The sequence below is a fragment of the Catellatospora aurea genome, from assembly GCF_042663325.1.
GTDB lineage: Bacteria > Actinomycetota > Actinomycetes > Mycobacteriales > Micromonosporaceae > Catellatospora > Catellatospora aurea.
In genome coordinates this window covers 1-18,222 of sequence record NZ_JBHTAC010000025.1, presented here as the reverse complement: position 1 = coordinate 18,222, position 18,222 = coordinate 1, and the positions used below count along the sequence as shown (strand labels likewise).

16 protein-coding genes are annotated in these 18,222 nt (G+C 72.4%); 11 read left to right on the top strand and 5 right to left on the bottom strand.

The annotated features are described in order from the left end of the window. Nucleotides 1–190 precede the first annotated feature (190 nt). Both ACFQO7_RS22855 and ACFQO7_RS22850 read right to left on the bottom strand, forming a co-directional pair. Nucleotides 191–2,116: a fibronectin type III domain-containing protein gene (locus tag ACFQO7_RS22855; RefSeq protein WP_376808269.1), complete on the bottom strand. Its 1,926-nt coding sequence runs from the start codon at nucleotides 2,114–2,116 to the stop codon at nucleotides 191–193. A 166-nt stretch (nucleotides 2,117–2,282) separates the two neighbouring features. After that, nucleotides 2,283–3,659: a coiled-coil domain-containing protein gene (locus ACFQO7_RS22850; RefSeq protein ID WP_376808268.1), complete on the bottom strand. Its 1,377-nt coding sequence runs from the start codon at nucleotides 3,657–3,659 to the stop codon at nucleotides 2,283–2,285. A gap of 254 nt (nucleotides 3,660–3,913) precedes the next feature. On the opposite strand from ACFQO7_RS22850, the gene ACFQO7_RS22845 reads away from it, so the two are divergent. The 4 genes from ACFQO7_RS22845 (at nucleotide 3,914) to ACFQO7_RS22830 (ending at nucleotide 7,153) form a co-directional block, all read left to right on the top strand. Then, nucleotides 3,914–4,435: a ribbon-helix-helix protein, CopG family gene (locus tag ACFQO7_RS22845; RefSeq protein ID WP_376808267.1), complete on the top strand. Its 522-nt coding sequence runs from the start codon at nucleotides 3,914–3,916 to the stop codon at nucleotides 4,433–4,435. 71 nt (nucleotides 4,436–4,506) lie between these two features. Further along, nucleotides 4,507–5,397 (top strand): DUF4097 family beta strand repeat-containing protein, encoded by an 891-nt coding sequence (locus ACFQO7_RS22840; RefSeq protein WP_376808266.1) that lies wholly within the window; start codon nucleotides 4,507–4,509, stop codon nucleotides 5,395–5,397. 14 nt (nucleotides 5,398–5,411) lie between these two features. After that, the gene (locus ACFQO7_RS22835) at nucleotides 5,412–6,374 is read left to right on the top strand and encodes an ATP-binding cassette domain-containing protein (protein ID WP_376808265.1); all 963 of its coding nucleotides are present in this window, start codon (nucleotides 5,412–5,414) and stop codon (nucleotides 6,372–6,374) included. Further along, nucleotides 6,371–7,153, top strand: coding sequence for an ABC transporter permease (locus ACFQO7_RS22830; protein WP_376808264.1), 783 nt, complete (start codon nucleotides 6,371–6,373; stop codon nucleotides 7,151–7,153). Before ACFQO7_RS22835 ends, ACFQO7_RS22830 begins: the two co-directional genes overlap by 4 nt. 290 nt (nucleotides 7,154–7,443) lie before the next feature. Here the strand turns inward: ACFQO7_RS22830 and ACFQO7_RS22825 are convergent, their stop codons facing one another. Then, nucleotides 7,444–8,760, bottom strand: a complete 1,317-nt coding sequence (locus ACFQO7_RS22825; protein ID WP_376808263.1) for an RNA-guided endonuclease InsQ/TnpB family protein — start codon at nucleotides 8,758–8,760, stop codon at nucleotides 7,444–7,446. A gap of 44 nt (nucleotides 8,761–8,804) precedes the next feature. Between ACFQO7_RS22825 and ACFQO7_RS22820 the strand changes: the two genes are divergently transcribed. The 5 genes from ACFQO7_RS22820 (at nucleotide 8,805) to ACFQO7_RS22800 (ending at nucleotide 14,282) form a co-directional block, all read left to right on the top strand. Beyond that, complete coding sequence (locus ACFQO7_RS22820) at nucleotides 8,805–10,073, top strand: hypothetical protein (protein WP_376808262.1); 1,269 nt, start codon at nucleotides 8,805–8,807, stop codon at nucleotides 10,071–10,073. A 104-nt stretch (nucleotides 10,074–10,177) separates the two neighbouring features. Beyond that, a complete protein-coding gene (locus tag ACFQO7_RS22815) occupies nucleotides 10,178–11,491 on the top strand; it encodes a DUF1800 domain-containing protein (RefSeq protein ID WP_376808261.1) in 1,314 nt (437 codons plus the stop codon). Between the two features lie 19 nt (nucleotides 11,492–11,510). Beyond that, nucleotides 11,511–12,740 (top strand): DUF1501 domain-containing protein, encoded by a 1,230-nt coding sequence (locus ACFQO7_RS22810; RefSeq protein ID WP_376808260.1) that lies wholly within the window; start codon nucleotides 11,511–11,513, stop codon nucleotides 12,738–12,740. A gap of 45 nt (nucleotides 12,741–12,785) precedes the next feature. Further along, a complete protein-coding gene (locus ACFQO7_RS22805) occupies nucleotides 12,786–13,457 on the top strand; it encodes a copper resistance CopC family protein (RefSeq protein WP_376808259.1) in 672 nt (223 codons plus the stop codon). 108 nt (nucleotides 13,458–13,565) lie between these two features. Continuing rightward, complete coding sequence (locus tag ACFQO7_RS22800) at nucleotides 13,566–14,282, top strand: pyridoxamine 5'-phosphate oxidase family protein (RefSeq protein ID WP_376808258.1); 717 nt, start codon at nucleotides 13,566–13,568, stop codon at nucleotides 14,280–14,282. A 12-nt stretch (nucleotides 14,283–14,294) separates the two neighbouring features. Here ACFQO7_RS22800 and ACFQO7_RS22795 read toward each other — a convergent pair whose 3' ends face one another. Together ACFQO7_RS22795 and ACFQO7_RS22790 are read right to left on the bottom strand one after the other, a co-directional pair. Beyond that, complete coding sequence (locus ACFQO7_RS22795; RefSeq protein WP_376808257.1) at nucleotides 14,295–14,954, bottom strand: response regulator; 660 nt, start codon at nucleotides 14,952–14,954, stop codon at nucleotides 14,295–14,297. Next, the gene (locus ACFQO7_RS22790) at nucleotides 14,951–16,228 is read right to left on the bottom strand and encodes a sensor histidine kinase (protein WP_376808256.1); all 1,278 of its coding nucleotides are present in this window, start codon (nucleotides 16,226–16,228) and stop codon (nucleotides 14,951–14,953) included. Before ACFQO7_RS22790 ends, ACFQO7_RS22795 begins: the two co-directional genes overlap by 4 nt. Nucleotides 16,229–16,359: 131 nt before the next feature. Between ACFQO7_RS22790 and ACFQO7_RS22785 the strand changes: the two genes are divergently transcribed. Further along, complete coding sequence (locus tag ACFQO7_RS22785) at nucleotides 16,360–17,265, top strand: ATP-binding cassette domain-containing protein (RefSeq protein ID WP_376808255.1); 906 nt, start codon at nucleotides 16,360–16,362, stop codon at nucleotides 17,263–17,265. Next, on the top strand, nucleotides 17,262–18,110 hold the full coding sequence (locus tag ACFQO7_RS22780; RefSeq protein ID WP_376808254.1) for a hypothetical protein: 849 nt from the start codon (nucleotides 17,262–17,264) through the stop codon (nucleotides 18,108–18,110). Before ACFQO7_RS22785 ends, ACFQO7_RS22780 begins: the two co-directional genes overlap by 4 nt. The last annotated feature ends 112 nt before the right edge of the window (nucleotides 18,111–18,222 follow it).

The window sequence follows — 18,222 nt, the reverse complement described above, 5'->3', positions numbered from 1 at the left end:
ACGGGCCGTCTCCTGCGCGCGTACACGGCCGGACGGAGCGGAGCTCGACGTCGTAGGGGCCGCGGCCGCGAGAATCACAGGAACATCAGTGCCATGCGGATGAGGTTAGCTCGGGATTCAGGACGCGCCAACCGGTATTCGGCGGTCCGGCGCCGGGGAGTCCTGGCGCCGGACCGTCTGCGGTACGGGATTACGGCATCGACACCAGGTGGTTGTGGACGGTGTTGGCGAAGTTGTAGCCGTTGGCCGCGTCCCAGTTGATGGACCAGGTCATCGCGCCGCGGATCGTGGGCCAGCGCGCCGGGGGCACGAAGCTGCCGCAGTTGGTGCCGGCGGCCAGGCAGTTCAGCGCGTTGTTGACCACGGTCGGGTTGACGTAGCCGCCGCCCGCGGCCTGGGTGGTGGCGGGCAGGCCGAGCGCGATCTGGTCGGGCCGCAGCGCCGACTGGAGCTGGATGCAGGCCAGCGCCGTGAGGAAGTTGATCGTGGCCTGCGAGTACGCGAACTGCTGGTCGCAGCCGAGCATGCTGCCCGAGTTGTAGAACTGGGTGTGCACGATCGTCAGGATGTCGCGGATGTTGAGCGCGAGCGAGAAGTAGCCCGCCCCCGTCGACTGCATGTCGATGGTCTGCGGGGCCATCGTGATGATCAGTCCTGACCCGACGCGGGAACGCAGGTTGCGCAGCGCCTGCTCCATGTACGTCGCGTTGAGCCCGTTCTCCAGGTCGATGTCGACGCCGTTGAAGCCGAAGTCGGTGATCAGGGTGTAGAGGCTGTTGGCGAAGTTGGTCGCCGCCGCCGAGCTGTTCACCGAGACCGAGCCCAGCTCGCCGCCGACGGAAAGGATGACCTTCTGGTTGCGGGCCTTGAGCGTGGCGACGTCGGTGCGGAACTGGGCGTTGGTGTAACCGCCGAGCGCCGAGGACAGCCCGGAGTCGACGTTGAAGGTCACCGCGCCGGGGGTGCCGGACACGGCGTCGGCGAACGCGACGGCCACGATGTCGTACGTGGTCGGCACCGACGACAGCCGCAGCGGGGTGGCCCCGTTGACGAAGTTCTGCCAGTACCCGGTGAGCAGGTGCTTGGGCAGGGTGCCGGTGGTGCAGCCGGTGGTGGTGCCGGACGCGGCCGCCGAGGCGGGGGACTCGCCGGTGGCGTTGTAGGCGCGCACGGTGTAGGTGTGGCTGGAGCAGGTGGCCAGGCCGGTGATGGTGGCGGAGGTGCCGGTGACGGTGGCGCGCACGGTGCTGCCCTCGTAAACCCGGTAGCCGGTGACGGTGCCGGACGAGGCGCTCCACGAGACGTTCAGCGAGGTGTTGGTCGCGCCGCCGACGGTGACGTTGCCGGGGGTGCCGGGCACGCCGGTGCCGCAGCCGGTGGTGGTGACGGTGACGTTGCCCGAACGCGGGGACTCGCCGGCGCTGTTGTACGCCGCGACCGAGTAGGTGTGCGTGGTGCACGCGCCCAGCCCGCTGATCGTGGCGGACGCGCCGGTGGGGTTGGCGACGACGGTGCTGCCCTCGTACACCCGGTAGCCGGTGACCGTGCCGGACGAGGCGCCCCAGTTCAGCGCGACCGACGTGTTGGTGATCGAGCCGGCGGTCGGGGTGCCGGGCGTGCCGGGCACCGGGTTGGTGCCGCCCTGGCCCTGCAGGGACACGTCGTCGGCGAAGTAGGTGCCGGTGCCGTACCAGCCGTGCAGGTAGACCTGGATCGAGCTGCTCGCGGCGGTGAAGGTGAGCGTGAGCTGGGTCCAGTTCGTCGCGTTCGGGGTCCAGGTGGACGCGCCGCCGTTGACGCCGAGGTAGACGTAGCTGCCTCGGACCCAGGCCGACAGCGTGTACTGGGTGCCGGAGACGACGGAGACGGTCTGGGTGCACTTGGCGTTGTCGGAGGCGCTGGCCGCGCCCTGCAGCGCCTTCGTGCCGGTGCGCACCGGGGTGGACACGACGCTGCCCAGGTTGCCGGTGCAGCTCCACGGCGACAGCGCGCCGGTCTCGAAGCCGCCGTTGACGAGCACTTCCGCGGCGGAGGCGGGGGCGGACAGCGCCGCCACCGCGAAGGTGGTGACCAGCGCGGTGGCCAGGGCCGCCGCCGCCGTTCGCAGTCTGTTCATGGGAGCTCCGATCTCAGGACACGGGGGAGCCGTTCTCCTGGGATCGTCGCCGGTCGATAATTAACAGTCAATAAGCCTTACTATTAATTCCCACCAATTGAGACAGTGCACCGACGACACGGGCCCGCTCGCCTGACGCGAGCGGGCCCGTGCTGCTGGTACGTGACTACTCGACGTCCGCGCCGACGCGCTCCGGCTGGCGCTGCGCCGGAACGGCGAGCTCGGCGTCGCGGCGGCCGTTGGCGTACTCGGCCAGCTCGGGGTCGCCCTCGTGGTGGCGCTGCTCGGCCTGCTCCTCGGCCACGGGCTCCTCGCCCTGCGGCGGCCCCTCCAGCTCCAGCACCGGCTCGACGTCCTCCGCCTGCACCTCGACCTCGTCGGGCTCGGCCGCCGAGTGGCGGGGGTTCGGGCGCATCTGCACGCGCGGGTACTCGCCGGTCTCGACCCCGCCGACGGCGGCGGCCATGACGGCGGCGGCGGCCAGGTTGGCCACCCGCTCCGCCTCGCGCTGCACCCGGGCCCGCACCGCCACGGCGTGGCGCTCGGCGGACTCGGCCGCACGCCGGGCCTCCTCCAGCCGGTGCAGCTCGTGGTTGAGCTCCTGGGTGGTCTCGCTGAGGCGCTGCTGCAGCTGGGCCACGTCACGCTCGGCGGTGGCGCCGTCCTGGCGCGACTGCACCAGGCGCTGCTGGGCGATGTCCAGCTCGGCCTGCAGCTGGGCCAGCGCCTGGCGGCGGGCCCGGATCTCCTGCTGCACGACGGTGAGCTGCTGCTGGTGCGCGGCGTTCTGGTCGTCGGCGCGGCGGCGCAGGTCGGCGGCGTGCTGCTGGGCCTCGGCGTGCAGCGCGGCGTTCTTCTGGTTCACCGCGGTGCGCTGGCCGGCCAGCTCACGCTCGGCGGCCGCGCGCAGTTCGGTGAGTTCGCGCTCGACGTTGGCCTTCCACTGCGAGACCTCCTGCTGGGTCTGCGCGCGGGCGGCCTCGACCTCCTGCTGCACCCGCACCCGGGCGGCCTCGACCAGGGCGTCGGCCTCGGCGCGGGCGTGCTCGGCCTGCTGGGCGTTCTGGTCGTGCACCCGCTTGAGCTCCTGCTCGGCGCGCTCCAGGGCGCCCTCGCTCTCGGCGCGCAGCCGGTCGGCGTGCTCCCGGGCGTCGGCGAGGATCTTCTCCGCCTCGTCCTTGTGGTGCGCCATCTGCTGAGCCGTGGTGGTGGTGATCGCCTCGGCCTGCTTCTCGGCCAGCTCCAGGATCTGGTCCACCATCGGGCCCAGGTGGCGGAACGAGGCCCGCTCGACCTGCGGCGGGCGCTGGCGCAGCTCGGCCAGCTCGGACAGGTCGGTGTGCTGGCGCTTCAGCCGCTCGGTCAGGTCGCGGACCTGCCCGAGCGCCCGCTCACGCTCGGCCGACAGCGACGACACCTCGGCGTTGATGCGCGCGATGTACTGCTCGACCTGCCGCTGGTCGTAGCCGCGCAGCTTGACCTCGAAGTCGGGCCGTGCCGCCAGGTCGTCGCGTAGTGCGAGCACGTCCTCGTCCTGAGACATACGTCTTCCTCCACAAGATCACGATCGCGTCGGTCGGCGGTGGCCGCGCCGCCGGGGGGTAGCGGTGCGTTCGGCGTACCCGCCTGCGCATCCGCAGACGGTACCGGCGTCCCTATGTTCGCCGTCACCCCGCCCCGCCACCAGTCCACCGACCGTTCACGTTTGTGTCGGATCGGGGCCTGCCGGACAGGATGGCACCACAGCTGAGCCAGATCGGCTTGCGTATGGCACCACTGTGGTGCCATAGTGGTGCCATGGAACTGACGCCCTACGTGGAGAAGCTCCGGGCGGAGCTGGCAGTCGCCGCCGAGACCGGCGGCGCGGAGGCCCGCGCCCTCGCCGAGCGCCTGGCCGTGCCGCTGGAGTCGGCGATCCGGCTCACGCTGCTGGAGGCGATCTCGGCCGCCGCCGACGAGATCACCCGCGACCTCGCTCCCGGCTCGGTCGAGGTGCGCCTGCGCGGGCTCAACCCGGTCTTCGTGGTGAACACCCGGCAGAGCCCGCCCGAGGAGCACCCGGTCGCCCCCGCCGCGGCAGCCGCCCCCGCCTGGGACGAGACCGCCGGGGAGAAGGGCGCGACCTCGCGCATCAACCTGCGCCTGCCCGACGAGCTGAAGGCGCGCATCGACGAGGCCGCCGCCCGCGAGCGGCTGTCGGCCAACTCCTGGCTGGTCCGGGCCGCCGCTGCCGCGCTCGACTCCGCCGCCGCGCCGCGCCCCGCCGCCCGCCCCAGCGGCACGGACCTCGGCCAGCGCTACACCGGCTGGGCGCGCTGACCCGCGTCACGACCCCCGAACACGCCGCCCACCAGCGGATTCACCGAACAGACCGAGTTGAGGGGATCACCATGCCCACTTTCGCCACACCCGATCCGATCACCGTGTCCGTCAGCGTCATCGCCGCCGACGTGCGCATCGTCGCGACCGAGCGCACCGACACCGTGGTCGAGGTGCGTCCCGCCGACAACGGCAGCAAGTCGATCAAGCTGGCCGAGCAGACCCGCGTGGAGTACGCCGACGGCCGCCTGCTCATCAAGACGCCCAAGCACCTCGGCACGCTGATCGGCCGCACCGGGTCCCTCGACGTCGACATCCACCTGCCCGCCGGGTCGAGCCTCGACGGCGACTCGGGCCTCGGCGACCTGCACGTCGACGGCCCGCTGGGCGACTGCCGCTACAGCTCCGGCTACGGCCGGCTGTACTTCCAGCAGACCGGCAACCTGCGCGCCAGCACCGGCGCGGGCGAGATCAGCGCCGACCTGGTGTCCGGGGACGCCGACCTGGCCACCGGCGCCGGCCGCACCCGCGTCGGCGTCGTCGCGGGCAACGCGGTCATCAAGAGCTCGACCGGCGGCTGCGAGGTCGGCACGATCGCCGGCACCGGCCGCATCAACGGCGCCGACGGCCCCATCACCGTCGGCCGGGCCGCCGCCGAGCTGACCGCCAAGACCGCCAACGGCGACGTCATCGTCGACCGGGCCGAGGGCGGGCTCACCGCCAAGACCGCGTTCGGCGACATCCGCGTCGGCGCGGCCGTGCGCGGCACGCACGTGCTGGAGACCTCGGCCGGGCGCATCGACGTCGGCATCCCCGAAGGCACCGCGGCCTGGCTGGACCTGAGGTCGAGCCGCTCGGTGCGCAACACCCTCGACAACGTGCCCGGCCCGGAGGAGTCCGACGAGCGCGTCGAGGTGCGCGCCCGGACCCACTGGGGCGACATCACCATCCACCGCTCCTGAGAGGACACTCCCCCATGCCCACCCCCGCGAACGCCATCGAGGTCGCCGGCCTGCGCAAGGCGTACGGCGACAAGACCGTTCTGGACGGCATCGACCTGCAGGTCCCCGCCGGCACCGTGTTCTCCCTGCTCGGGCCCAACGGCGCCGGCAAGACCACGATGGTCAACATCCTGTCCACCCTGCTGCGCCCCGACGCCGGCCGGATCCGGGTGGCGGGCCACGACCCGGCCACCCACCCCGACGACGTGCGCGCCGCGATCGGCCTCACCGGCCAGTTCTCCGCATTGGACACCTTCCTCACCGGCGCCGAGAACCTGGCCCTGATGGCCGACCTGAACCACCTCGACCGCCGCGAGGGCCGCCGCCGCGTCGCCGACCTGCTGGAGCGCTTCGACCTGACCGAGGCGGCCGGCAAGCCGGCCACCACCTACTCGGGCGGCATGAAGCGGCGGCTCGACCTGGCCATGACCCTGGTCGGCAACCCGCGGGTGGTGTTCCTCGACGAGCCGACCACCGGCCTGGACCCGCGCAGCCGCCGGACCATGTGGGACAGCATCCGCGCCCTGGTCGCCGACGGCGTCACCATCTTCCTCACCACGCAGTACCTGGAGGAGGCCGACCAGCTCGCCGACCGGGTCGCCCTGCTCGACCACGGCCGCATCATCGCCGAGGGCACCCCGGCCGAGCTCAAGCGGCTCATCCCCGGCGGCCACCTCCGGCTGCGCTTCGCCGGGCTCGCCGAGTTGGCGGCCGCCGCGCGCCTGTTCGGCACGTCGACCCGCGACGACGACGCGCTCACGCTCCAGGTCCCCAGCGACGGCGGCGTCCGCTCGCTGCGCGAGGTGCTGGAACGGCTCGACGGCGCGTCGGTCGAGATCGCCGAGCTGACCGTGCACACCCCCGACCTCGACGACGTCTTCCTCACCCTGACCGGCCGGCCCGAGGCCGCCACCCTCCAAGGAGCGGACAACCGATGAGCACCACCGCGTACGCCCTGCGCGACTCGTCCACCATGCTGCGGCGCTACCTGCTGCGCGCCCGCCGCTACCCGCTGATCGGCTTCCTGATCGCCATCCCGGTCATCATGCTGCTGCTGTTCGTGTACGTCTTCGGCGAAACGCTCGGCGACGGCATCGCCGCGGGCGGCGGCCGGGCCGCGTACGCCAACTACGTCACCCCCGGCATCCTGCTGCTCGCCATCGCCAGTGCGCCGCAGCTCACCGCGATCGGCGTGGCGCAGGACATGACCGAGGGCATCATCGCCCGATTCCGCACCATGGCCATCTTCCGGCCCGCCGTGCTCACCGGGCACGTGCTGGGCAACCTGGTGCAGCTCGTCGTCGCCCTGGCCGTCGTCGTCGGCGTCGCCGTGCTCGTCGGCTTCCGCCCGAACGCGACCCCGGTCGAGTGGCTGGCCGCGGCCGGGCTACTGACCCTGGTCTCGTTCGCGGTGACCTGGTTCGGCGTGGCCTGCGGGCTGACCGCGCGCACCGTCGAGTCGGCCAGCAACCTGCCCATGCCGCTGATCCTGCTGCCGTTCCTGGGCAGCGGCTTCGTGCCCACCGACTCCATGCCCAGCGGCGTGAGCTGGGCCGCCGAGTACCAGCCGTTCACGCCGGTCATGGAGACCCTGCGCGGCCTGCTGCTGGGCACAGGCATCGGCGACAGCGGCTGGCTGGCGCTGGCCTGGAGCCTGGCCATCACGGTGTTCTGCTACATCTGGGCCAAGCGCCGCTTCAACCGCGAAGGCGCCTGAACCCGGACCGCTGTTGCGCCGGTGGGTGCAGAGCAAGGCTTTGGGTGCAGAGCAAATGCGTTCCGCACCACATCTGGCGGCCACCGGACCTCCCGGTGGCCGCCGCCGCACACCCACGCGCCGCCGAAGCCGCCTTGATCGTTCGAGTTGCCCGGCAGGTGTGCGAATCATGGACGCGCTCACGACCAGGTGCCTGGCAAGTTGGGCGATCATCGACGGCGGCCGGGGAAAGGCGGCGAGCGAGGGCGGCGCGGGGCGCGCTAACCTGCCGGGTTGACATCCTCCCCGCCCTAAAGGACGGGGATTCCCTTGGTCGCCCTCGGGTCTTCCTGTTTCGCCGACGACTGCCCCGTTCGAGAGGTTCCTCGTTGAGGTCTTACATCGTCTCCGCAGGCTGTCACCGCCAGTCCGGCGGCCAGGATGTTGCGTGCCGCATTGACATCACGGTCGTGGACGGCCCCGCACGGGCACGTCCACTCCCGCACGCCCAGCGGCATCCGTTCAGCGAGTGCGCCGCAGGCCGAGCACAGCCGGGTCGAGGGGAACCAGCGGTCCACGACGATCAGGTCCCGGCCGTACCAGGCGGCCTTGTACTCCAGCATGGTGCGAAACTGCCGCCATGCCGCGTCACTGATCGCGCGGGCCAGCCGATGGTTCTTGACCATGTTCGCCACGGCCAGGTCCTCGATCACGATCGCTTGGGTTTCACGAACGAGCCGAGTCGTCAACTTATGCAGATGATCGCGCCTACGGTCGGCGATGCGGCCTTGGATACGGGCAACCTTCAGCCGGGCTTTGGCCCGGTTGGCCGAGCCCTTCTGCTTGCGGGCCAGGTCGCGTTGGGCGCGTGCCAGCCGCTGCCGGTCGGCGCGTTCATGCCTCGGGTTGGTGATCTTCTCGCCGGTGGACAGGGTGAGCAGGCTGTCGAGCCCGGCGTCGATCCCGACCATGCCCGTGGCCGGGGTCTGGGTGATGACGTCGTCACAGAGCAGGGACACGAACCAGCGCCCGGCCGCATCCTGCGACACGGTCACCGTCGACGGCGACACCCCGTCGGGAAGCGGCCGCGACCACACGATGGAAAGCGGTTCGGTCATCTTGGCCAGGGTCAGCGTGCCGTCACGCCACCGGAACGCGCTGGCCGTGTACTCCGCCGCACGGCGCGAACGTCTCTTGGACTTGAACATCGGGTGCTTGGCGCGCCTGGCCCAGAAGTTGGTGTACGCGGCCTGCAGGTGCCGCAGCGCCTGCTGCAACGGCACGCACGACACCTCGTTCAAGAACGCGAGCTCGGCGGTCTTCTTCCAACCGGTGAGCATTGCGGAGGTGGCGTTGTAGTCGATCCGCTCCTGCCGCCGGGTCCAGGCTTCGGTACGGGCTTGCAGGGCCATGTTGTAGACCAGCCGGACACATCCGAACGTCCGCGACAGCTGCGCTGCCTGCACGTCGGTCGGGTAGAAGCGGTACTTGAACGCGCGCTTCACCGCCCTGGACACGACCAGAATCCTAACAGGACGGTCGGCGGTTTTCGCACTGGCGTTCGGGTGGATGCCGGTCCGCCTCGGCGGCGGATCGGCTGTGCCTGTCCTGCTGCGCAGGAATCCCATTTCCTCTCCGGCCTGAAGGCCGGATTATCCACGGAAGGAATCTGATGAACGATGCGGCCGCACTCCCTGAACGCCGTGGCTCGGCCATCCTCGCCGGTCTGATCGGGGCCGTTGCCGGCCTGTCGGTGGCCGCTTCCGGGGGCGTGGCGGCGATGGCGGCCAGCGCGCTGGCGGGCGCGGTGCTGCTCGGGCTGGTCGACGTGCTGGCGCGGGCCCGGCAGCGGCCGGGTGAGATCCCGGCGCTGTGGTCGCGCATCGTGATGAGCGCCGCCCTGGCCGCACCGTGTGGCTGGGCATTCGCCGCGCTGGGCGGGAACTCGCTGCTGATCGGCATCGTCACCGGCGGCGTCGCGGGGCTGCTGGGCGTACGCCCGCACAAGGTCGTGCTCGGTCCGCTGGTCGGCGCGGCCCTCGGCTGGGCGATGGCGGGCGTGCCCGGCGCGATCGTCGCGGCCGTGACTGTCACCGCGTTCCGGGTCCTGTCCGCGCTGCTGTTCCGCGATCCGCAGGTGAGCCTGCTGGCCGAGCGGGTCGATGCGGCCCGGCTGCCGTTCGTGGTGCCGCTGGCCGCCCGCACCCGCTACGTCGGCACCGGCTACGTCGCCGACCTGGCCGAGCGCCTCGGCGGCGAGCACCGGCCCGACCACGCCGACATCGGCATCGTCGCCTCGCTGGACGAGCTTGCCGGGCCGGGTTTCGACCCCTCCGGCGCGGATCCGCTGGTGCGCGAGTTCTACGAGCACACGACCAGGTTCACCCTCGACATCGAGCCGCGCTGGCGGGCCTGGGTCCGGCCCGGCTACCTGCTCTACCGGCACCTGCTGGCCCGGCCGCTGGGGCAGGCCGACGTGCCGATGAACCAGCGCGAGACCCAGCGCGGGGTGCGCAGCCGGATCGACACGGTCAGCGTCGGCGGTGAGATCACGGTGCGCGGCTGGATCCGTTCGTACGCCGACACCGACGAACCCATCTACGTCGGCGTGTACACCACCTACCGGCACGACGGGCGCGGCTATGTCAGCGTGGGTTTCCCGCTGCCGCAGGCGAGCTTCACCGCCACCCTGGAACCCCGGACCCGGCCGGGCGGCGGTCTCGTGCTGACCAGCCGCAGCAGGCTGGACCAGCCCGGCCACTACCTGACCTTCGTCGACCCGGCAGACGGAAGGCTGACCGCCATGGCGGTGCACGGCTTCGCCGAGGACCTCGACGTCTACGTACAGGGTGGACAGTTGCGGGCAGAGCACGCGTTCCGGGTGTTCGGCCTGCCGTTCCTGGTCCTGCACTACCGCATCAGCCGCAAGTCGGCCCCCTGACCGGCCCGACGGCCTGCGTGGCCGGTCCGTCACTGTTCGTGGCTTTACGTTCCCCGTACACGCAGCGCGAGCGGTTCGGATCTTCGCCTGCCTAGGATCGGCGCATGGCGGAACGGGAGAAGGTCGCGCACCTGCTGCGGAGGGCAACGTTCGGGCCCACCGCCGACGAGGTGGACCGGGCCGAGCGGGCCGGATACCAGGCGACCGTCGAACAGTTGCTCGCACCGGACGGCGCGGACCGGGGCGCGGGGCGCACGCCCGCCCCGAAGCTCGGCGCCGACCCCTACACGGACCTGCCCAAGAAGCCGAGCCGCGAGCAGCGCCAGCGCGCCCAGCAGGCCCGCAAGGAGCAGGTGCAGCAGCTCACCCAGTGGTGGGTGGACCGGATGGTCGCCGCTGATCACCAGTTCACCGAGAAGCTGGTCTTCTTCTGGCACGGGCACTGGGCCACCAGCGTGCAGAAGGTCAAGTCGGCCGGGCTGATGCTGGCCCAGCAGGAGACCTTCCGGCGCGACGGCCGGGGCGACTTCGGGGTCCTCGTACGGGCGATGCTGCGCGACGGCGCGCTGATCCACTGGCTGGACGGGCAGCGCAACACCCGCAAGGCCCCCAACGAGAACCTGGCCCGCGAGCTGATGGAGCTGTTCACGCTCGGCATCGGCGCGTACACCGAAGCCGACGTCAAGGGCGCGGCCCGCGCGCTGACCGGCTGGACCGTGGACCGGGTGGACGGCACGGCCACCTTCCAGCAGGCCCGCCACGACCCCGGCAAGAAGACGGTGCTCGGGCGCACCGGCGCGCTGGACGCCGACGCGCTCGCCGGGGTCATCCTGGAGCAGCCCGCCGCGAAGACGTTCCTGCCCGCGCGGCTGTGGTTCCGGTTCGCCTCCGGCGAGCCCATGCCCGACGGCGTACGCGATCGGCTGTCGGCCGCGTTCGCCGGGCACGACGTCACCGCGCTGGTCCGGGCGCTGCTGCTGGACGAGCAGTTCGCGACGACCGGCGGGCAGCTGGTCAAGCAGCCGGTGGAGTGGCTGGTCGGCGCGGTGCGCCAGCTCGGCGTCGCCGCGGCGGCCGACAAGCAGCGCAAGCAGCTCTACCAGGGTCTCAACCGGCTCGACCAGGTGCCGTTCAAGCCGCCGAGCGTCGGCGGCTGGCCGTCGGGCACGGCCTGGCTCAACACGTTCGCCACGCAGACCCGGGTGCAGCTGGCGCAGGCCCTGACCGCCGCGGCGAGCCCCGCGTTCCTGGAGCGGCTGTCGGCGGCACCGGTCGCCGGCCGGCCGGAGGCGCTGGCCCGGCTGCTGGTCGTGGACGCCTGGACCGACCGCACCCGCAAGGTGCTGGCCGAAGCCGCCAAGGACGCCAAGAAGCTGACCGTGCTGGGGCTGATCAGCCCCGAGTACGCGGTGCACTGAGAGTTCGAGGAGACGACCGATGGACACCACGACCCGGCGGAAGTTCCTGATCGCCAGCGGCGTCGTCGGCGGCGCGGCGCTGGCCGCGGGCGCGACGACGCTGGCCCTGTCCGACCTCCTCGACACCGCCGGCGACCGCCCGGACGGCGCGAAGACGCTGGTCGTCATCACGCTGTACGGCGGCAACGACGGCCTCAACACCGTCATCCCGTACGCCGACCGCGCCTACCAGGACGCCCGCCCCGAGCTGGCCTACGACGGCGGCGAGGTGCTCAAGCTCGACGACACCACCGGCCTGAACCCGGCCCTGAAGGGCCTGCACGAGCTGTTCGGCGGCAAGAAGCTGGCGATCGTCCGCGGTGTCGGCTACCCCAAGCCCGACCGCAGCCACTTCCGCTCGATGGACATCTGGCAGACCGCGAACCCCGAGCGGCCCGGCAACACCGGCTGGATCGGCCGGTGGCTCGACGGCGCGGGCGGCGACCCGCGGCTGGCCGTGTCGTTCGAGAAGGTGCTGCCGCCGCTGCTGGCCGGGGAGCGCAGCGCGGGCGCGGTGATCGGCGCGGCCGACGTGAAGCTGCCCAAGGCCGTCACCGCCGACGCGCTCGCCGGGTTCGCCGCGCCGTCGGCCGGGGAGCCGCCGCTGCAGGCGCGGGCCGCGGCGTGCTTCGGCGACCTGGCCCGGGTGCGGGAGATGGCCCAGCAGGTCAAGGACGCCGACGGCGACGACAACGGCGACGACGAGAAGGTCCCGGCGACCGGCACCGGCGGCCTGGCCGGGCTGCAGGCGCAACTCGACCTGGTCGCGCAGTGCATCGAGGCCGGGGTGTCGACCCGGATGTTCTCGGTGTCGCTCGGCGGCTTCGACACCCACGCCGACGAGCGCGACCTGCAGGAGACGCTGCTGTCCTACCTGGACAAGGGTCTGACCGCGTTCTACAAGCGGATCACGGCGCATCCGGCGGGCAAGGACGTGGTGGTGCTGGTCTACTCCGAGTTCGGGCGGCGGGTGCGGGCCAACGCCTCCGACGGCACCGACCACGGCACGGCGTCCAATCTGTTCGTGCTCGGCGAGTCGATCCCCGGCGGCCTGTACGGCGAGCAGCCCAGCCTCACCGACCTCGACGACGGCGACCTGAAGTTCACGACCGACTTCCGCGACGTGTACGCCAGCGCGCTGGACCGGGTGCTGCAGGCCGACCCGCAGGCGGCTTTGCAGGGTTGGAAGGGCCGACTGGACTGGTGGTGACGGCGGGGATGGTGCGGGCGACGGCGATGGCTTAGCTTCATGCGCATGTCTCGAAAGATCGCCGCCGTCCTCGCCGCGGTGGCCGTGGCCGTGCTGCTGCCCTCCCCCGCGCAGGCACACGGCCAGCTGGCCTTCTCCGACCCCGCCGACCGCAGCACCGTGACCGAGCCCCGTGAGAGCGTGCGGCTGGTGTTCACCGAGAAGCCGACCCAGGCCGCGTACTTCACGGTGAAGGCGCCCGACGGCACCCGGGTCGACCACGGCTGGTCGGGCGGCGAGCCCAAGCCCCTGCCCACCCCGGTGCAGGAGCTGACGCTGCGCGACGGCAACTGGGAACCCCAGCTCTACAAGATCGGGTTCCCGACGGTGATCCCCGTGTCGCACTGGCCGCAGACCGGCGTCTACACCATCACCTACCTGTCGGTGGCCTCCGACGGCGACAAGGTCAGCGGTGAGATCCGCTTCGACTACCAGGGCAGGCTGACCGCGGCCCCGGCCGGCTGGACGCCGCCGACCAACCAGCCCGACCCGCAGCTGCTCGGCCAGACCGCACCGCCGCAGCAGCCCGCCGGATCGGGCAACGCGACGTCCGGCGTCGAGGCCGCCCCGGCCCCCGATCCGGCCTCGACGACGTGGCCCTACTGGGTGCTGGCCGGGCTCGTGGCGGCGCTGGTCGTCGGCGGCGTGCTGGTTCACCGGCGACGCACTACGCGCTGACCTCGGCCGACCTCCCGCGTCGCACCCGCTGTGCGACGCGGGAGGACAGACGTCCGTGAATCTCGTTCGCAGGCGCGCCCGCAGGGGCGCGCGGCCGAGGGGGACGAGATGACCCGGATCGTCGAGAAGGTGCAGGGTTCGGCTGCGGAGCGCCGCCTCCAGCAGGCCCACGGGACCACCGAGCGGGCGCAGCGCTTCTACGACCAGCAGATGCTGGACCACCTCAACGAGCGGATGGCCGCGTTCGTGAGCCGCCAGGAGATGATGTTCGTCGCCACGTCCGACGCCGCCGGCGAGTGCGACAACACGTTCCGGGCCGGGCCCGCGGGCTTCGTGCACGTGCTCGACGCCACCCACCTGACCTGGCCGGAATACCGCGGCAACGGGGTCATGGCGAGCCTGGGCAACATCACCGAGAACGGCCACGTGGGGCTGCTGTTCGTCGACTTCGTCACCGACGTCATCGGCCTGCACGTCAACGGCCGCGCGACGGTCCTGGAGGACGGGCCGGCCCGGGCCGCGTTCCCGGACCTGCCGGTCGACACGGTCCCGGGCCGGCGGCCCGAGCGCTGGGTGGTGGTCGACGTGCAGGAGGCGTACATCCACTGCGCCAAGCACATCCCGCGGATGACCAAGGCGCCGAGCAAGCGGGAGTGGGGCACCGACGACGTGCGGCGCAAGGGCGGCGACTTCTTCGGCGCGGCCGCCGACGCCGCCTCGCGCGCCGCGTCGCCGGTCGACGCCGCCCGCCCCACCCTGCTGCGGCGCTGGCTGCGGCGGATGAAGCCAGGCCACCGGATCGATGCGGCCGCCGGCACGCGGTGACGTCGCGGGTGGTCAGTTCGGCGGAGTGACCAGGCCCAGTTCGTACGCGGTGATGACGAGCTGGACGCGGTCGCGGGCGGCCAGCTTGGTGAGCAGCCGGGCGACGTGCGACTTGGCGGTGGCCGGGGAGATGAACAGCTCCTGGGCGATCTCGCCGTTGGACAGCCCGCGCCCGATCAGGGTGAGCACCTCGCGCTCCCGGTCGGTGATGCCGGAATCGGGGCGGGCCGCCCGGGGCGCGGCCGGTCCGGCGGCGAAGTCCGCGATGAGGCGGCGGGTCACGCTCGGCGCGATCAGGGCGTCCCCGGCCGCGACGACCCGGATCGCGGCCAGGATGTCGTCGAGTGCCATGTCCTTGACCAGGAACCCGCTGGCCCCGGCGCGCAGCGCGCCGTAGACGTGCTCGTCCTCGTCGAAGGTGGTGAGCATGAGCACCCGGGCGGGGCCCGACATGGTGGTGATCTGCCGGGTGGCCTCGATGCCGTCCATGCCCGGCATGCGGATGTCCATCACGACCACGTCGGGGCGCTCCTGGGCGGTCAACCGGACCGCGTCCGCGCCCGTACCAGCCTCCGCGACGACGGTCAGGTCAGGCGTCTCGTTGATCAGCACCCGCAGCCCGGACCGGACCAGCGGCTGGTCGTCGGCGAGCAGCACCCGGACCGCCGTCATGCCTGCGCCTGTGCGGCTGACCGGGATCGGGGCACGCCGTGCCCCGGTGCCGCCTGCTGCCCGACGCGGGGATCCGGCTGCGGCGGCGCGGCGGCGGGCACCCGTTCGGGCAGCGGAATCCATGCGGTGACCAGGAATCCGCCGCCTTCCCGAGGCCCAGCGGCGAACTCGCCGCTGAGCAGTGCGACCCGTTCCCGCATGCCGGTGATGCCGTAGCCGGATCCGGGCTGCGGGCAGCCGCGACCCTCGTCGGCGATCGTCAGGCGCAGCTCGGTGTCGCGGTAGTCGACGGTGACCGTGCACCGGGGCGTCGCCGCGTGGCGTACCACGTTGGTGACGGCTTCCTGCACCACCCGGTAGGCCGACAGCTCCAGGTCGCCGGGCAGCGGCCGCCGGTCGCCGCGCCAGTCCAGGTCGACCCGCACCCCCGCACCGGCGGTGGTGGCGACCAGCCGCTCCAGGTCGGCCAGCGTGGGCGCGGGCGGCGCGACGTCGCCGTCCCTGCGCAGCCCGACCAGCATGCGCCGCAGCCCCGCGAGGGTCTCCCGGCTGGTGTCCTCGATGGCCCGCAGGGCGTCGCGGGCCTCGCCCGGCTGCGAGTCGATGACGCGGCGGCCCATGCCCGCCTGGATGGCGATGACGCCGACGCTGTGCGCGACCATGTCGTGCAGCTCCCGGGCGATGCGCAGCCGCTCCTCGGCGACGGCCTGACCGGCGGCCCGCGCCCGGATCGCCTCGGCGTGCTCGCGGCGGGTGCGCACCGAGTTGCCGACGGTCCAGGTGAAGGCCATGGCCAGGGTGGGGATCTCGAACTCGAAGACGGGCGTGTTCAGCCCGTTGGCGTACCCGATGAGGACCTGGACCAGCAGCGCGACGAACGCCACGGTGGCCGACACCCGCCGCGAGCGGTTCGCGGCGACCACGGCCACCGCGAGGTCGACGGCGATGAGCTCCAGGTAGCGCATGTCGGTGAGGTACGCGACCTGCTCGGTGTGGATCACGATTGTGGTCAGGGCCGAGCCGACCAGCAGCAGGCCCAGCGCGGCCAGCGGGCGGCGGCGCAGCAGCGCGAACGGCAGCGCCAGCGCCAGCGCGGGCAGCAGGTGCCGCATCGACAGCCACGGCACCAGGTCGATGCTCCCGCCGCCGGCGCCGTCGGCGACCACGACGTACAGCAGGACCGGCGACGCCAGGGCACCGGTCCACGCGAGCACGGCACGCGACCACCCGGCGGCTGTGCGGCGGGCCTTCGGGCCAGGGGTGATGAGGTCCACTCGGTGAGGGTAGCCAGCTCAGCGGGGTGCGGCATCCGCCCGTGGGCGTACGCCCGCAGGATGCCGCCGGTGCCGCCGTTGCCGTCCGCGGCCCGATGCCGACCGCCGCCTGGCCGGACAGGATCGATCCCATGATCGAAGTCATCGGCCTGACCAAGCGCTACGGCGGCAAGACCGCCGTCGACGACCTGTCCTTCACCGTTCGTCCCGGGCACGTGACCGGCTTTCTCGGACCGAACGGCGCCGGCAAGACCACCACGCTGCGGGTCATCCTGGGCCTGGACGCGCCCACGTCCGGCGCGGCGGCGGTCGGCGGAGTCCGGTTCGGCTCGCACCGGCGCGGCCTGCACCACGTCGGCGCGCTGCTCGACGCGCAGCAGGTGCACGGCGGGCGCAGCGCCACAGCCCACCTGACCGCCCTGGCCCGCAGCAACGGCATCGGGCGGCGGCGGGTTGCCGAGGTGCTGGCCGAGGTCGGCCTGACCGACGCGGCCCACCGCCGGGTAGGCGGCTTCTCGCTGGGCATGAAGCAGCGGCTGGGCATCGCGGCGGCGCTGCTGGGCGACCCGCCGGTGCTGATGTTCGACGAGCCGATCAACGGCATGGACCCGGAGGGCGTGCGCTGGGTGCGCCACCTGTTCCGGCGGCTGGCCGCGCAGGGCCGCACCGTGTTCCTGTCCAGCCACCTGATGACCGAGATGGAGCACACCGCCGACCACCTCGTGGTCATCGGCCAGGGGCGGCTCATCGCCGCCGAGCCGCTGCGCGCGTTCGCCGACCGTGGCACGCGCCGGCGGGTCACCGTACGCACCCCGCAGCCCGCCGTGCTCGCGGCGGTGCTGACCGCCGCGGGCGCGACCGTCGAGGCCGCGCCCGACCACCTCGCCGTACGCGGGCTGTCCGCCGACCGCATCGGCGCGCTCGCCTTCGCCAACGCCGTCGAGCTGCACGAGCTGACCACCCGCACCACCAGCCTGGAGGAAGCCTTCATGAAGATCACCGCCGGTCACGCCGACCACCTGGCCGGGTCCCGATGACCACGTCCCCGCACCCGGCCCCGACCGCCGTCCGCACCGCGACACCGCGGGCCCGCTTCACCGACCTGGTCGCCGCCGAGTGGATCAAGCTGTGGTCACTGCGGTCCACCCCGTGGACGCTCGGCCTGGCCACGCTGTTCGTCATCGGCGCGGCCGCGCTGGCCGCCAAGGCCGACTACGATTACTTCCCGTTCTACGACCCCGAGGCGCAGCGCGAGCACATGTTCTCCCTCGGCGACGCGTTCCCGCAGGAGGGTTACCTGACCCTGATGCTGGTCGCGGCGAGCCTCGGCGCGCTGACCATGGTGTCGGAGTACGGCACCGGCCTGATCCGGACCACGACGGCGGCGGTGCCCGCCCGCGGCGCGGTGGTGCTGGCAAAGGCAGCGGTCACGGCCGCTGTGTGGGCAGTGACGGGCGTCGTCGTGGCCGTCGGCTCGTTCGCGGTGTCGCAGGCGATCCTCGCCGGGCGCGACGCCGCGGTGTCCATCTCGGACCCCGTCTCGCTGCGCGCCCTGGCCGCCTCCGCCCTGCTCGCCCCCGTGTGCGCGCTCATCGGGCTCTGCCTGGGCGTGCTGATCCGGCACGCCGCCACCACCATGGTCACCGGCGCGTTCCTGCTGCTGATGCTCCCGACGATGTTCTCCTCGGACAAACGCTGGTCGGCCGAGCTCGGCCACCTGATGCCCGGCATCGCCTGGAACCGCCTCACCACCGACTGGATGCCGCCCCCGCACCCCGGCTACTACCCCGCCGGCGTCACCGAATCCTGGCTGGTCCTCGCCGCCTGGCCGCTGTTCCTGCTCCTGCCCGCCCTCCTCACCATCCGCCGCCGCGACGTCTGACCCACCCCACCCACCACCCACCACCCACCGCCCCGCCCGCGGCCCACCGCCCGCAGCAACTCCTAAAGGCTTGCGGCCTCCGAACCCGTCTGAGGCCGCAAGTCTTTAAGAG

Coding starts and splice junctions, on each gene's coding strand:
- ACFQO7_RS22815 (WP_376808261.1), top strand. CDS start 10,178: ATGGCGGAACGGGAGAAGGTCGCGCACCTGCTGCGGAGGGCAACGTTC.
- ACFQO7_RS22835 (WP_376808265.1), top strand. CDS start 5,412: ATGCCCACCCCCGCGAACGCCATCGAGGTCGCCGGCCTGCGCAAGGCG.
- ACFQO7_RS22780 (WP_376808254.1), top strand. CDS start 17,262: ATGACCACGTCCCCGCACCCGGCCCCGACCGCCGTCCGCACCGCGACA.
- ACFQO7_RS22830 (WP_376808264.1), top strand. CDS start 6,371: ATGAGCACCACCGCGTACGCCCTGCGCGACTCGTCCACCATGCTGCGG.
- ACFQO7_RS22800 (WP_376808258.1), top strand. CDS start 13,566: ATGACCCGGATCGTCGAGAAGGTGCAGGGTTCGGCTGCGGAGCGCCGC.
- ACFQO7_RS22810 (WP_376808260.1), top strand. CDS start 11,511: ATGGACACCACGACCCGGCGGAAGTTCCTGATCGCCAGCGGCGTCGTC.
- ACFQO7_RS22820 (WP_376808262.1), top strand. CDS start 8,805: ATGAACGATGCGGCCGCACTCCCTGAACGCCGTGGCTCGGCCATCCTC.
- ACFQO7_RS22845 (WP_376808267.1), top strand. CDS start 3,914: ATGGAACTGACGCCCTACGTGGAGAAGCTCCGGGCGGAGCTGGCAGTC.
- ACFQO7_RS22855 (WP_376808269.1), bottom strand. CDS start 2,116: ATGAACAGACTGCGAACGGCGGCGGCGGCCCTGGCCACCGCGCTGGTC.
- ACFQO7_RS22850 (WP_376808268.1), bottom strand. CDS start 3,659: ATGTCTCAGGACGAGGACGTGCTCGCACTACGCGACGACCTGGCGGCA.
- ACFQO7_RS22785 (WP_376808255.1), top strand. CDS start 16,360: ATGATCGAAGTCATCGGCCTGACCAAGCGCTACGGCGGCAAGACCGCC.
- ACFQO7_RS22840 (WP_376808266.1), top strand. CDS start 4,507: ATGCCCACTTTCGCCACACCCGATCCGATCACCGTGTCCGTCAGCGTC.
- ACFQO7_RS22795 (WP_376808257.1), bottom strand. CDS start 14,954: ATGACGGCGGTCCGGGTGCTGCTCGCCGACGACCAGCCGCTGGTCCGG.
- ACFQO7_RS22805 (WP_376808259.1), top strand. CDS start 12,786: ATGTCTCGAAAGATCGCCGCCGTCCTCGCCGCGGTGGCCGTGGCCGTG.
- ACFQO7_RS22825 (WP_376808263.1), bottom strand. CDS start 8,760: ATGGGATTCCTGCGCAGCAGGACAGGCACAGCCGATCCGCCGCCGAGG.